Origin of the sequence: Paraburkholderia sp. UCT70 (assembly GCF_050434085.1) — a bacterium.
Taxonomy (GTDB): domain Bacteria; phylum Pseudomonadota; class Gammaproteobacteria; order Burkholderiales; family Burkholderiaceae; genus Paraburkholderia; species Paraburkholderia tuberum.
On record NZ_JBNPVZ010000003.1, the window covers coordinates 1402203 to 1416452 of the forward strand.

The 14250-nt window shown below is 62.6% G+C and carries 13 protein-coding genes; 2 read left to right on the forward strand and 11 right to left on the reverse strand.

Annotation, left to right across the window (positions count from 1 at the left end):
- Positions 1–16: 16 nt before the first annotated feature.
- The 9 genes from OKW41_RS24435 to OKW41_RS24475 all read right to left on the reverse strand — a co-directional run bounded on the left by OKW41_RS24435 (position 17) and on the right by OKW41_RS24475 (position 11587).
- Positions 17–1300, reverse strand: a complete 1284-nt coding sequence (locus OKW41_RS24435) for an efflux RND transporter periplasmic adaptor subunit (RefSeq protein WP_429574214.1) — start codon at positions 1298–1300, stop codon at positions 17–19.
- 188 nt (positions 1301–1488) lie between these two features.
- Positions 1489–2877 (reverse strand): heavy metal sensor histidine kinase, encoded by a 1389-nt coding sequence (locus OKW41_RS24440; protein ID WP_429574215.1) that lies wholly within the window; start codon positions 2875–2877, stop codon positions 1489–1491.
- Positions 2874–3545: a heavy metal response regulator transcription factor gene (locus tag OKW41_RS24445; protein WP_429447564.1), complete on the reverse strand. Its 672-nt coding sequence runs from the start codon at positions 3543–3545 to the stop codon at positions 2874–2876. The genes OKW41_RS24440 and OKW41_RS24445 overlap by 4 nt, the downstream gene beginning before the upstream one ends.
- A 66-nt stretch (positions 3546–3611) precedes the next feature.
- Entirely contained in the window at positions 3612–4580 is a 969-nt protein-coding gene (locus OKW41_RS24450; protein ID WP_429447562.1) for an oxidoreductase, read from the reverse strand.
- 347 nt (positions 4581–4927) lie between these two features.
- The gene (gene oxlT, locus OKW41_RS24455; protein ID WP_429447560.1) at positions 4928–6217 is read right to left on the reverse strand and encodes an oxalate/formate MFS antiporter; all 1290 of its coding nucleotides are present in this window, start codon (positions 6215–6217) and stop codon (positions 4928–4930) included.
- A gap of 110 nt (positions 6218–6327) precedes the next feature.
- Complete coding sequence (locus tag OKW41_RS24460; protein ID WP_429574216.1) at positions 6328–7896, reverse strand: gamma-glutamyltransferase family protein; 1569 nt, start codon at positions 7894–7896, stop codon at positions 6328–6330.
- Positions 7897–8063: 167 nt separating this feature from the next.
- Positions 8064–8810, reverse strand: coding sequence for a GntR family transcriptional regulator (locus OKW41_RS24465; RefSeq protein ID WP_429447557.1), 747 nt, complete (start codon positions 8808–8810; stop codon positions 8064–8066).
- Positions 8811–8908: 98 nt separating this feature from the next.
- Complete coding sequence (gene ltaE, locus OKW41_RS24470; protein WP_429574217.1) at positions 8909–9916, reverse strand: low-specificity L-threonine aldolase; 1008 nt, start codon at positions 9914–9916, stop codon at positions 8909–8911.
- 87 nt (positions 9917–10003) lie between these two features.
- Positions 10004–11587: a methyl-accepting chemotaxis protein gene (locus OKW41_RS24475; protein ID WP_429574380.1), complete on the reverse strand. Its 1584-nt coding sequence runs from the start codon at positions 11585–11587 to the stop codon at positions 10004–10006.
- On the opposite strand from OKW41_RS24475, the gene OKW41_RS24480 reads away from it, so the two are divergent.
- A complete protein-coding gene (locus tag OKW41_RS24480) occupies positions 11474–11752 on the forward strand; it encodes a hypothetical protein (protein ID WP_429574398.1) in 279 nt (92 codons plus the stop codon). The genes OKW41_RS24475 and OKW41_RS24480 overlap by 114 nt on opposite strands.
- A 313-nt stretch (positions 11753–12065) precedes the next feature.
- On the opposite strand, the gene OKW41_RS24485 is transcribed toward OKW41_RS24480, so the two are convergent.
- Both OKW41_RS24485 and OKW41_RS24490 read right to left on the reverse strand, forming a co-directional pair.
- Complete coding sequence (locus OKW41_RS24485; RefSeq protein WP_429574218.1) at positions 12066–12638, reverse strand: TetR/AcrR family transcriptional regulator; 573 nt, start codon at positions 12636–12638, stop codon at positions 12066–12068.
- A 245-nt stretch (positions 12639–12883) separates the two neighbouring features.
- Positions 12884–13192, reverse strand: coding sequence for a putative quinol monooxygenase (locus OKW41_RS24490; RefSeq protein WP_187632938.1), 309 nt, complete (start codon positions 13190–13192; stop codon positions 12884–12886).
- Positions 13193–13406: 214 nt separating this feature from the next.
- Between OKW41_RS24490 and OKW41_RS24495 the strand changes: the two genes are divergently transcribed.
- Positions 13407–13727 (forward strand): DUF4148 domain-containing protein, encoded by a 321-nt coding sequence (locus OKW41_RS24495; RefSeq protein ID WP_429447550.1) that lies wholly within the window; start codon positions 13407–13409, stop codon positions 13725–13727.
- Positions 13728–14250: the final 523 nt, after the last annotated feature.

Genomic DNA, 14250 nt, shown 5'->3' on the forward strand with positions numbered 1-14250 from the left:
GGCCTGCGCTCGCGGTTCAGCCTTCGTCGGGAATGGTGGTTTGCATCAGCGCGGCCTTCAGCCAGTAGCTGCCGTCGGCGACCACCGGCGTTCCGGCCGTGACCCCGCTCACGATCTCCGTCATGCCGCTCTCGGCCACGCCGGTATGGACCGTGCGCGGCAGGAAGTGACCCTGACCCGCAGGCACGAATACGACCGTCCGCCCGTTCACGTCCTGTAATGCGGAATCGGGCACCAGCACGGAATCGTGGCCGAGCGGCGCCGCGATGTTTGCCGTGGCGAACAGGTTGGCGCGCAGCAGCCCGCCGGGGTTCGGCACCTGGCAACGCACCGTGACCGTGCCCGTATTCGGATCGGCCTGATCGGCGACGTCGATGACGCGTCCGTTGAACGGCTGATTCGGATAGGCATCGACGTTCACCGCGACTGTCTGACCCGCGTGCACGGCAGCGGCGTCGCGTTCCGGCACGCTGACTTGCAGCCACACGGTCGACAGATCCGTCACCGTGACGAGCGACTGCGACGTATCGACGATGTTGCCGGCGGCCGTACTCACAGCCGTGACGACACCATCGAAGGGCGCGACCACGGCGCCGAGCGAGTCGCGCGGACTCAATGCGGCAAGGGTGCGCATGTCGCCGTTTGCCTTCGCGGCGGCATCGATCGGCATCAATCGTTGTGTCATGCCGCGCCATTTCTGCAGATCCGCTTGCCGTGAGCGCAGCGTGGCATCGGCATTGGCCGCCATCGCGCGACGGCGCTCGAGTTCGCTTTGCGCAATGCCGCCGGCGTCGACCAACTCAGTGCCGCGCGCGAGTGCGGCGTGTGCCGCGTCGGCTGCGGCCGTCGCATCGGCGAGCGCGGCTTGCGCGCTGGCGAGCTGGCTGCGCACATCGGAGAGGTCGAACTCGTCGAGCACGGCAAGTCGCTGCCCCGCACGCACGTGGTCGCCCACCGCGACGTCGACGGCCTCGATCCGGCCTCTGGATGGGGAACTCAGTTGTGCCAGCTGTTTGCCGTTGAAGGCGATCACGCCCGGCGCGGTGATAGTCCGCACGCCCGGGCGAAGCGCCGCGTCGGCGATCTGCAGATGCAGGTTCGAGAGCGCCTCGGGCGCCAGGTCGACGGCGCCGGAAACGGTAGGCGTACTGCTCGCTGCCGCTGACGTGGCAGATTCGGCCGCTACGGGTTCGGCCGCTGCCTGCGTGGTCCGCGAATGAATCGCGAAGGCGCCGCACAGAACGATCAAGCCGGCCCCGGCGATGGACGCATACAGGCGTCTCTGGTACTTGGTTTTCAATGAGTCCCTCGCAGAATCGAATTGACCTGACACGCTCGAAGAGCGAGGACTTCACGTCCTCGATCGCCTGGTGTCGATTATCGAAATCTGCGGCTGATACACACATGGCGGCTAAATGTCATTTTTGACATTGAGGCTGGGGACGTGCGCGAGGTAGAAGAGGAGAACGGGCTGCGGCGCGCCGCGCTTTAGACGAGAGCCGGAAAATACAGCGTGAACACCGTGCTGCCTGCGCGGCTCAGCACTTCGACCTTGCCTCGGTGCGATTCCATGATCGCTTTGACGATCGCAAGACCGAGGCCGGTATTCTTCGCCGATCCCTCACGGGCAGCATTGACGCGATAAAAGCGTTCGAAGATTTTATCGATATGTTCGGGCGGAATGCTCTCACCGTTATTCATGACCTGCACGGCCACATACTCTCCCGAGCGGAACGCTCGTAGCGCGACTTCGGACGCGGCCCCGGCATGCTCCAGTGCATTGGATAGCAGATTGCTGACAGCACGCCTGAACAGCGTCGGATCGGCTCGCACTTGCACGGGCCCATCGATGAAGAACCGAATGCTCTTATTCTCCGCGACGGCATCGAAAAATGCGGTGAGTTTGGCGAATTCGCTTTGACAGTCGAGCGACCCTAGCTTGAGTTGCTGTCTGGCATGATCCGCCCTCGCGAGAAACAGCATGGTCTCGATCATGCGCTGCAGTCGCTCGCACTCCTCGATATTCGAATCGATGAGCGTCTCGTACTCATCAATCGTGCGCGGCCTGGACAGCGTGATTTGCGAGGAACTGATGATATTCGCGAGCGGCGTGCGCATGTCGTGCGCCAAATCCGACGAGAACTGCGAGAGGCGCGTGAAGGCGCGCTCGAGCCGGTCGAGCATGCGATTGACCGGGACAGCTATGTCGTGAAGCTCGACGGGGCCGCCGCCGATCTGCAAACGATTGTCCAGATTGTGTGCCTCGATGCTGGAAATGCGAGCACCGATCGTTTTCACAGGCGCGAGACCCCGTTTCGCGATCGCATAACCGAGTGAGCCCATCAGCAGCGAACCGCCGACGAGCACGAGCAATAGGTCCTCCTGAAAAGCGCGCAGCACCGAGCGCCGTACATGAGCCGCGTGCGCGAGAACGATCTGGATCGTTTCCCCGGACGACAGCTTTTCTCGCCCCACAACGCAGCGGGCAGGCCCGACGACCGGCGGATTGCAGGTGAACGGACCAGACTCGGCGTCTTTGCCCAGCCCGGATGCCAGACGCTGCCCGCGTCCCCCGGTGTACACCAACAGTTCACCACCCCCGCCGGATATCGCGAAAGACACCGCGGGATGTGAAAGCAGCGCCTCCTTAAATATCGCACCGTTTTGCGCGACCGATACCGCGCTGCCCAGTGTGCGAGCCTGCTCCATGAACTCCTGAAGCTTCTCGGCAATTTCGCTGTCGTCGCGGCGTCGCAGTTCCAGTGAGAGCGTATGGTAGAGAAGGCCACCGGCGAGCGAAAGGACCAGGATGGCAAGAATCGAAAACGCGAGCGCGAGCCGCTTCAGCAGTGAATACGGCGCGCCGGCCCCAATCATGCCCTGTCCTCCAGCACGTAGCCCATGCCGCGAACCGTATGCAGCAGCTTATTTTCGAACGGGCTGTCGATCTTCGTGCGCAGACGCTTGACCGCGACGTCCACGATATTGGTGTCGCTGTCGAAGTTGATATCCCACACGTGGGAAGTCACGAAAGCCCGGGTCAGCACTTCGCCCTGGCGCTCGGCGAGCAACTTCAACAGTGCAAACTCCTGAGCCGTCAATTCGATGCGCACATTGCCGCGCCGCACGCGCCGCCTGACCAGATCGATCTCCATGTCGGACACACACAAAATAGTGACCAACGACTGCGCCGGCCTTCGCAGCAGCGCACGGACCCGGGCCAGCAATTCGGCGTAGGCGAACGGTTTGGACAGGTAGTCGTCCGCACCGGACTCAAGCCCGACGACTTTGTCCTGGACCGTGTCGCGAGCCGTCAACAGCAGTACCGGCGTATGTTTTTTCTCCCGTATGCGCTTGAGGACTTCGAGCCCGTCGAGTTCGGGCAGCATCACGTCAAGCAGAATCAGATCGTAGTCTTCACTAAGCGCAAGGAAGAGGCCCTCCTTGCCATCAAGGGCGGTATCCGCCTGGAAGCTCGCTTCCATGAGCCCCTTGCGGAGATAGGAAGCCATTTTCGGCTCGTCCTCGATAATGAGTATTCGCATGGTGCTGCAACCTGTCGTTCAATTAGCGCGATTCGAAAAAAGATCCGGCGGAATCGTGCGTCCAACTCACGCGGTCCGCTCGGACTGCAGATGAAAGCGAATCTGCGTGAGCGATTCGCATACCTGCCACAAACGCTGGGCGGTCAATTCATCCATGGCCTGCCTCGCGACACTCGCTTCGCCGATCCTGCGCCCGCGTGCCTCGAGCAAACCTTGCGGCCCGTAATAGCCGCCGTCATCGACGTGAGGCGACGTCGCCGCGTAGAGCGTCGGCAGCGCGCCGGCGGATTCGCTGTTCAGCGCGACGCTGATAACGCGGCCAGCGAGGCTGCGAGCAGCACGTGAGAGCGCGGAACGATCGCCGGAACGAAACAGATTGGTGTTCGCGACCCCGGGGTGGGCGGCTACAGACATGACTCGGGAATTCGCCGCGCGCAGTCGACGGTCGAGCTCAAAGGCGAACATCAAATTCGCCAGCTTCGACTGGCGATATGACTGCATCGGCGAATAATGGTTCTCCGACTGCAGATCGTCGAAATCAATTCTCCCCTGCTTGTGCGCGATGGAAGCAATCGTCACGATGCGTGGTCGGTCAGGCGATTCACCCGCGGCAAGTTCAAGAGCGGGCATGAGCAGCGCCGTGAGTGCGTAATGGCCAAGCATATTGGTGCCGAACTGCAACTCGAAGCCGTCGGTGGTCTCAAGACGTTTCGGCGGCGCCATGACGCCGGCATTGTTCACCAGAATATCAATGCGGCGTTGCTCCGCGAGTTCTTTCTGTGCGAACGAGCGGACGGACGCGAGGCAAGCGAGATCGAGAATCGCCAGTTCCGCGCGTGCTCCGGGAACTTCGGCTTTCAGACGGGCGAGAGCTTTTTCTGCGCGTCGTTTATCGCGGCATGCCAGGATGACCTGTGCCCCTTTGCGCACCAGCGTCAATGCGGCGTGATAGCCGATACCGCTATTCGCTCCCGTGATGAGTACTCGCTTGCCGGTCTGCGGTGCAATGTCGTCGGTGGTCCACCGTGTGTGCATGTTGGTCCGGGACGGCGTGAAGATTGAATACGTGAGGTCGAGACTATCACGGCGGCGATCCGGGCGCATATCCGGCGACAATCATGCCGCGAGCCGCCCAGCATGGAGACTCGAGCCAACAACACCAATTGCTCTTCGCGTACAGCATCAATTGCTGTTTGCTCGCCGAGTCAGTCTCGAGTGGACTGGAATGATCCCGGTTGTCATTATCGGAATTCGGTCGTTAACACGACATGGCTCCTGGATGACGTTTCAGTCATTTCGGAGCGGCCAATTGCGCGGCACGCCCATGAAAGAGGCGCGCCACCTGGCAATTAGCCGTACAACGAACGAGCGGCCAGTTGCCGTCAAACGCCGCGTGGTGCGGCAAGAAAACGGCGGCGCATCGGCTTGAGCACTGCAATCGCGAGCAATGCGGTAACGATGTCAAGCGTGATTGCCGCGCCGAACACCGGCAGCCAGCTACCCGCGTGCTGGTGCATCAACGCCGCCAGCGGGCCGCCCAGGATCGAGCCGATGCCCTGCGAAATGTAGAGCCAGCCATAGTTTTCCGTGGCATGCCGCGTGCCGAACGTGTCCGTCAGCGTCGCCGGGAACAGCGAGAAGATTTCGCCCCAGCCGAAGAACACCACGCCCGAGAGCAACACGAACAGCACCGCGTTGTCACGCGTGAACAGCCACAGCGCCATGGCGACGCCTTCCAGGGCGAACGCAAAGAACATCGTGTTTTCGCGGCCGACTTTGTCGGACACCCAGCCGAACAGCGGCCGCGTGAGCCCGTTCGTGAAGCGGTCGATCGTCAACGCAAGCGGAAGCGCCGCCATGCCGAACACGAGCACTTTGGTCACGCCGAAATCGGCGGCGAAGGTGGCCATTTGCGACGTGACCATTAGACCGGAGGTCGACATCATCGCCATCATGGCGAACATCAGCCAGAAGATCGGCGTCCTGAGCGTCTGTGACGGGCGCAGATTCGCCACCGGCGAACCGGCGTCATTCACATTCGCGCCGGCGGCATCATGCGCGGGCGGCACACGCAAGCCCTGCGATGCGAGCAGCCCTACCACCGCGAACGCGATGCCGAACATCCACAGCGTCGCGTCGACACCGCGCGCCTGCAACGACGCCGCGATCGGAAACGTCGTGACGATCGCGCCCATGCCGTAGCCGGCGGCGACGGCGCCCGCCGCGAAGCCGCGCTGCGCGGGGAACCAGCGCACCATCAGCCCGACGACGCCGACATACACGATGCCCGTGCCAAGGCCGCCGATCACGCCATAGGTCAGATAGAGCATCGGCGCACTCTGCGCCTGCGATGCGAACACCCAGCTCAGGCCGGACATCGCCGTGCCGACCGAAATCAGCGTGCGCGGACCGAAGCGGTCGATCAGCTTGCCTTGAAACGGCGAAAAGAACGTCTGCAAAATGATCAGCAGCGAGAACGTCACCTGCAGTTCAGGCAATGCGATGCCCAGTTTCGCGGCGAGCGGTTTGGTCATCAACGTCCAGACGTATTGCGGACTCGAGATCGCCATCATGCAGACGAGACCCAGCCCGAGTTGAATCCAGCGGTTATGCGTGGCGAGCGTCGAGACATTCTCGATACGCGGCGACATCGGTTGCAAGCGTGTACTCATGGTGTTCTCCGATTCCTGAGCGCATGCCAGCCGGCATGCGCGAGACGTGCGCAGTCCTCCGGGCCTGAACGGCCGGAACTGCAAGTCGTTTGGGTAAAAGCGCGCGGTGTCTACCAGCCCGCAGCGACCCCGTCACTGCGCGGATCGTAGCCCGCTTCGATTAATCCATCAGGATGCCGGACGATTGCGCCGGCATGCCCCATCGCTTCGTCGTAAGGCGCCATCATCTCGACCTCGTGCCCGAACGCACTGAGCGTTGCTGCCGTGTGTGCGGCGAAGCGTGGTTCGAGCTTGAGCGTGTCGGTCGATTGGCCCCATGTACGGCCGAGCAGCCAGCGAGGCGCGTCGATCGCCGCCTGCGGATTCCAGCCGAAACTCGCGATGCGTGAAAACACGGCGCTTTGCGATTGGGGTTGTCCGTCTCCGCCCATGTTGCCGTACACCATCGTGCGGCCGTCGGCAAAGCGCGCCAGCGCCGGATTGAGGGTATGAAATGGCCTGCGCCGCGGCATCAGCGGATTGAGCGCGTGCTCGTCGAGCGAAAAACTGCAGCCGCGGTTCTGCCAGTTGATGCCGGAGCCCGGCAGGACGATGCCGCTGCCGAACTCGTGATAAATGCTCTGGATGAAGCTGACCGCCACCCCTTCGCTATCCGTCACGCCTAGCCATACGGTGTCGCCCGGTCCGCGACCGGCCGGCCAGAGCGCGGCTCGCGTCGGCGAGACGCGCGCGGCCATCGCGTCGAGCGCGGCCGGTTCGAGCAGCGTGGCGGGATCGACCGTCATGTGATCGGGATCGGTGACGTGCGCGTCGCGAATCGCGAAAGCCAGCTTGGTTGCCTCGACGCACGCGTGGACGAACTCGGGCCCGAGCGGATCCATGTCCTTCGTCAGCACGCGGTCGAGAATGCCGAGAATCAGCAGCGACACGAGACCCTGTGTCGGCGGCGGCATGTTGTAGATCGTGCCGAGCGAGTGCTGCAGTGCGAGCGGCTTGCGCCAGCGCGCCTCGTGCCGTTCGAGATCGGCAAGTGCAAGCAGCGAGCCGGCGGACTGAAGATCGCTCGCGATGCTGCGCGCGAGATCGCCGCGATAGAAGTCGTCGAGACCTGCTTCGGCAAGGCGCTCCAAGGTTGCGGCGAGACGCGGCGCGACGAAGCGCTCGCCCGCTGCCGGCGCGCGGCCGTCAAGCAGAAAGGTGTCCGCGAAACCGGCGATCGGGCTCAGTTCCGCGCGCCGGCTGTCGACACATTGAGCCTGGCTGCGCGTGACGGGTACGCCGGACTTCGCGTAGTGAATGGCGTCTTCGAGCAGACGCTTGACGGGCAGCTTGCCGCCGAGCGCGTCCCTCGACCAGCGGTGTGCGAGCTGCCACCCGGACACGGTGCCCGCGACGGTATTCGCGGCCAGCGGGCCGCGCGTCGGGATCGTCGTATATCCGCGGGAGCGGTACGCGTCGATCGTCGCAGCGAGCGCGGCCGCGCCGCAGGCCTCGATGCCCACCGGCTCCGCGCCGGGGCGCGAGATCAGCCAGAAGCCGTCGCCGCCAATGCTGTTCATGTGCGGATAGACGACTGCGATAGTCGCGGCAGCGGCAATCATGGCTTCGACGGCGTTGCCGCCGTCCCGCAAGATGGCCAACGCGCTCTGCGCCGCGAGCGCGTTTGGCGCGACGGCCATCCCGCGCGCGCCGCGGGTTGGATTCAGAAAACTAGATGACATACCTGACGGGGCTTTTGCTTGTATACATACCCGTCACTTATGCGAGAAGCATGCCAGCACGCGGGGCGACGGCTCATGCGCGCCACAGCAGGGTTTCGCGCGACCCGGTGCTCACGGCGATGTCGCTACTTGGTGCCGCGCAACCTGGGTGGTGCATAGGGGACCGCATTCGGCCCCATTGCAGTGCGTGCGCGTTGCAGGCGCTCCTTGGTCAAGGTGCGCACTTCAGCGCGGCTACCCTCGATATGGCGTGCGATCAACGCAACGCTACGATCCGTTTCGCGACGACGGATCGCATCGAGGATCGCCACATGTTCGTCGTAGGTTTCGTCGATGCAGTCGCCATACACGAGATCGAGCCGCCGCACGACCCGGATCCGATCGGTCACGCGCTGCATCGCATTGGTCAACTCGGCGTTATCGGCGGCCTGCACGAGAGCGTGATGAAATGCTTCGTCGAGCGCGACCATCTCGCGGCCGTCACGCCGACGATGAGCAGGTGGAATCTTCCAGATTTGTTCGAGCTGACCGAGCATCCGTGCGACGCCTTCGGAGAGCTCTCCTTCGGCACCCGCAAGCTTCGCGACCGCAAAGGTTTCAATCAGCTTGCGCATTTCGTAGAGGTCTTCGAAGCGCTTGAAATCGACCGGCACGACTTCCCAGCCGCCGCGCACATAACCGCGCATCAGGCCGTCGCTTTGCAGGCGCTGCAAGGCCTCGCGCGCGGGCGTGCGGGACACACCGAAGCGCTCGGCGATGCTGCCTTCCGTCACGCGGTCGCCGGGCAGCAGGCGCATATCGAAGATATCCTCGCGTACGCTGACATAGACATGATCAGCCCGCGAGGGGGAAATGCCGGTGACGTCGTTCACGCTTGGAACCTGAGTTGGCGAGTATCGGGGCTGAGATTATTGTCCGACCCGAACGCGCCATGTCAACACGCAATGAAAAATCCGGCATCGCGCAAACATCAGCCGCGAGCGAAATACGCCTTTACAGCGGACAGAAACGTATCGACGTCCGCGCGCGAGACGTCCTTATGTGTCGCAAAACGGGACGCGTACAGCATCTGCGTGAGAATGCCCCGTTCCTTGAGCCACGCTTCGAGCGGAGCGCAATGTTCTTGCGGAAACTGCGCGAACACCATGTTGGTCGCGTGTGACTGTACCGTCACCTGATCGATCCGCGCGAGACCGTCGGCAAGAAGTTGGGCGTTGGCGTGATCGTCCGCGAGCCGCTCGACGTTGTGATCCAGCGCGTACAGACACGCCGCCGCCAGCACGCCCGACTGCCGCATGCCGCCGCCCAGCACTTTGCGCCAGCGATGCGCGGCGCCGATCAGCGCCTGGCTGCCGAGCAGCACCGAGCCGACCGGCGCGCCCAGTCCTTTGGAGAAGCAGATCGACACCGAATCGAAGGGCGCGCACAGCGCCGCCAGCGATTGGCCCGAAGCCACCGCGGCGTTGAACAGGCGTGCCCCGTCGAGGTGCGTCGCGAGTCCGCGCTGACGAACCAATTCGACCGCACGCGCCACATAGTCCGCGGGCAGTACTTTGCCTCCAATCGTGTTCTCGAGCGCGAACAGACGCGTGCGTGCGAAATGATCATCGATCGGCTTGATGGCGGCCGCAACCTTATCGAGCGGCAAGGTGCCGTCCACGGCATTTTCCAGCGGCTGCGGCTGAATGCTGCCGAGCACCGCCGCGCCGCCGCCTTCGTATTTATAGGTGTGCGCCAGTTGGCCGACGATGTATTCGTCGCCACGCGCGCAATGCGCCATCAAGGCCGCAAGATTGCATTGCGTTCCAGTCGGAAAGAACAGGCCGGCTTGCTTGCCGGCACGTTCGGCGATCACAGCCTGCAGACGCAGGACAGTCGGATCGTCGCCCCACACATCGTCGCCCAACTCGGCGGTTGACATCGCGGCGAGCATCGGCTGGTCCGGACGGGTCACGGTATCGCTGCGCAAATCGATCATGTGCTGCTCCTCAGAGTGGCGGGCGCATCGCGCCTGCAGCGCGGACGACCTGGATTGAATTGAAAATCGTGCTATGCCGCCCTGCGCTCACGAGTAGCTGCTGGTGAGCGAAAGCGCCGGGTTGCGCGCAGTTGCATCGCGCTGCTGTGGGCCCACCGATTTCAGCTCCGAACCGCGCTCGGCATCGACGGAAAATAGATTGACCGCGCTAAGCAGAGTCTGCGCTTGCCTGTTCAAAGCGTCCGCGGCAGCACCCGATTGCTGGACCAGCGCAACATTCTGTTGCGTGCCATGCTCCAGGCTCGCGATCATCTCCCGGACTTCGCCGATATGAAGCGTCTGTTGCTGACACGCGTCGTGGATTTCGCTCATGATGCCCGTGACGCGCGCCGACGAATCAACGACCGCGGAGATCGTCGAGCCCGCGGCATCAACCTGGGTGGCGCCGTCTTTCACGCGAGCGTCGCTCGCCACGATCAGTTGCCGGACCTCCTTCGCCGCTTCTGCGCTACGTTGCGCGAGCAGCCTGACCTCGCCGGCCACCACGGCAAAACCGCGTCCCTGGCTACCGGCACGCGCGGCCTCGACCGCCGCATTCAGCGCGAGGATGTTGGTCTGGAACGCGATCCCGTCGATGACCGAGATGATCTCCGCGATGCGCGCCGACGACGCCCTTATCCCATGCATCGTCTCCACCACCCGGCCGACCGCCACGCCGCCTTGCCCAGCCGTTTCCGAGGCGTGCCTGGCAAGCTCGTCCGCGTGTCCTGCGTTCGCAGTGTTGGTGGCCACGCTAGCATCGAACTCCTTGAGCGCGCCGGTGGCCTGCTCGAGCGCGCTGGCCTGGAGCTCGGTGCGCGCGCCAAGATCGGCATTGCCGGCGGCAATCGCGTGACTCATGCCGGCGACTGCATCGGCGCCATCGCGCACCTGTCCCACGATGTCCGCGAGCGCTTCTCTCATCCGCACGACAGTCGCCATCACGCTACCCGTATCGCCGGTGCGCAACCCGCCGCGCTGGGAAAGATCGCCGCGCCGGATCGCATCGGCGAACGCGATCAGCTCACGCGGCTCCGCGCCGAGCGACCGGCCAATGTTGCGCACGACAAGCACCGCAACGCCAACACCGATCACGCACGCAAGTCCGGTTAGCGCAAGCATCATCCAGCGGAAATCGACGCTTATCTGGCGTGCCTCGGCACCGCCCTGCCGGTTCAGCGCTTCCTGAAAGTCGATCAACTGGTTGATTGCCGCGAGCCACTCGACCAGCGCGGGGCGCGCTTGCTGAAGCAGCACGGTGCGCGCCCCTTCGGTGTCGCCGGAGATTTGCCGTGCAATCACCTCATCGATAAACGGCGTGGCCTTGTTGCCCGCATCGATCACGCGCGAATAGATAACGCGCTCGGCTGGGCTGATGTCGGTGCGCTGCGCGTAGACGGCGGCAAGCGGCTTTGCCGCCTCGTCATAATCCGCCGCGAGTTGCCGGATATGCGCGACGACGGCCGGCAGCTCATCATGCGATACGAGAGTGACATCGCGCACGGCGATTGACCGGTCATGGACGCTACCGCGAAAGTTGATAGCGTACCGTTCTTTGACGCCGTTCACGTCGATGATCTGATCGAGTCGTTGCCGCACGGACTCGACGCGTGTGATGGCGATGACCGTCAGCGCAACGAGGGCGAAGAGGACGATGCCGAAGCCGGCAACCAACTGGGTGCGGACACGCAAAACCGCCGTAGTCCTCATGGATTCACCTTTTTCGTGAGAGATGCATTATTTGTTGCGCGTGTCTCGGCTGTTTCAAAGACGGCGGCCGCGGACAGCGTGCGATGACTCGCGGCCTGACATATCGCCCGAAACGCCACCAGGATGCGCGATGGCATTGTGCCGAGGCGCAGGCCGTTCGGGAAATTGGTTTGCCTCATGGCGACGATTGCGAACGGTTATGACGCAGCCGCCATGCGCAAGCCAAACACAGCTCGAACGGGAGACGGCGCGGACACAATGAGCAGCCCCCAGGGCGCCTGCGCGGCAATGCAGCCCAATTTCGCAGGATTATATCGTCGCTTGACGATTTGCGCTGGAGACGACCCAGACGGTCGCAGCGATAACACCGGCGAACCGCACTGCGCCGACTCGCAATGCGTTATAGCGCAGGCAGCAGGCTCGGCAGGCTCGTCAGGAAGGCGCGCACGTGCATGGCAATCACCGCTTCGGCGGGCGTGCTGTTTTCGTTCGAATAGATGCGGCGGCGAATCGCCAGATGAGACACGGCGCCATGTAACAACCACCCCACTTCGCCCAGTTGAGCCGGGTCGACAGGCATGCGTAGACCCAGTTCATGCGCGGTCTCAGTGACGATGATTTCGAGCGCATGGCTGACGATCGCGTTCGTATAGGCCGGCGCCGTGTGCAGGCCCTCGAGCGACGAGTAAAGGAAAAGCCTCAGCCAGCGGCGCGTCAGGAGTGTGTCATAGTATTCGCGGTAAAAGCGGTTGAGTCGGCTTTCAATCGGCACACTTCGGTCTTGCAACTGAACAAACCAGATTGCGTCGAAGATTCCGACGACTTCCCGCTTGTAGACTTCGTCAATCAAAGCGGCCTTGCTCGGGAACAGGCTATATAACAAGCGTTGCGATACGCCGCAGGCTTCCGCGATGGAGCGGGTCTGCGCGCCCAGACCATGCTCCGCGAAATACTCCGCGGCCTTCTCCAGCACGCGCGCCTGACGCTCCGCGCGCGGCAAACGCTGCGGCGCTTTTTTCATCGGCCGCTTGACCGCGACGCGCTCGGCGCCGGTTCCACGGTTCGGCTTCTCGATAGTCCCTTTGTTCTTCATAACTCCCTGCGCTGTCGGATTATCGCTGATGTCATCAGATGACGATTTATGTTTTCATAAAAGTATACACCCCGGGCGTGGGCGGCAGTCCCGCTGCCGATGGCGGGCCGCCAGGAACGCTCTCTTTAGCAAGCCTGAAGCACGTTGATGACGCGGCTCACGAGCAACGGGCGCGTATTGCGTCCATATTCGGCCATATGCGTCGAGGCCCCATGCGCCCTCAACGCTTCAGCGCTCTGCCAGCGCTCGATGACAGCGAACGTATCTTTGCCGAGCGGTGTCTGAGGCGTCCCGAACTCCGGTACGTCGATGACGGCCTCGTAGCTGATGCACCCCTCTTCGGCCAACACCGCTGGACGGTTCTGGTTGAAAAGTGCCAACACGGCTTCGCGTTGACCGGGCTGGGCGGTGATTGTGGCAATGACATGGATCATCTGGGTATTTCTCCTTTCCTGTTTTGGCGCCGATCGCCGCATGCGCTCCTGCCTATCTGAACATGACAGCGGCGTAATGCAGAGGTCAGCCTCGCGTCACGCCATCTGCGGAAAATACAGGTTTACTCACCCTTGCAGCGGTGGCGCGGCGACACCCGAGGCTCCGTTCATCGCGTGTGAAGCTGACTATATTTAACTTTACAGGTAATTCACCATGAAGACTCTGATCTATGCAGCGTTGGTTGCCAACGCACTCGTCGTCCCCGCGGTCTCTTTTGCACAGGAATCCACTGCCCCGCTGACGCGTGCCGAAGTGCGCGCCGACCTGGTGCAAATGGAACAGGCCGGGTATCGCCCGGGCCTCAACGATTTGCACTATCCCACCGATGTTCAGGCTGCGGAGGCACGTATTCATGCGCAGGATGCCACGACGCCGAGCAGCACGGCAGTCGGCGGAGTGTCGATGAACGGCTCCTCGCAGTCGGGTGCGCCGTCGACGACCGCAGGGACTCACTCAATCTACTTTGGTCACTGATGGTGTCGATCGGCACTGAATCCGGCCCCGGGTCCGGGGCCGCATCGCGTGACTTGCGCAACGGCTGCCAGCGGTCGTTGGACGCACCGCGCTCGTCTGTTTTGTCACGGCCTTAGCGAAGCCCGATTTGAACCCCGCGTTGCCGCGGCTCAACGCTTTGAAGGCACGCTGTCAGCATTCCTCTTCACACCTTCATGCGCATGTCATTCGTGAATTGTCGCTTGACTCTCCCCTTAAGCCGATCTTCACGGGAGGTAAGTGACGATCATTCTGAACGATGCGCGTAATAACGCGAAGACCTCGTCTTCAGAATGGAGTCAACCCTTTGAATGCCGTCTGAAAGGAGGCACGAGCACCCTTGATGGCCTCTCAAACAATTGGTAATAAAAATCTCTAACGCTTTAATCTTCGCTGGAAATTACGCTAGTTCGCCTTCGTCTGAATCTTGCCGAGCATCATTGCATCCAGCATGGACAAGGTTTTCCCGATATGCGCAGGCAGAAAGAAATTGACTCGCCTGGCA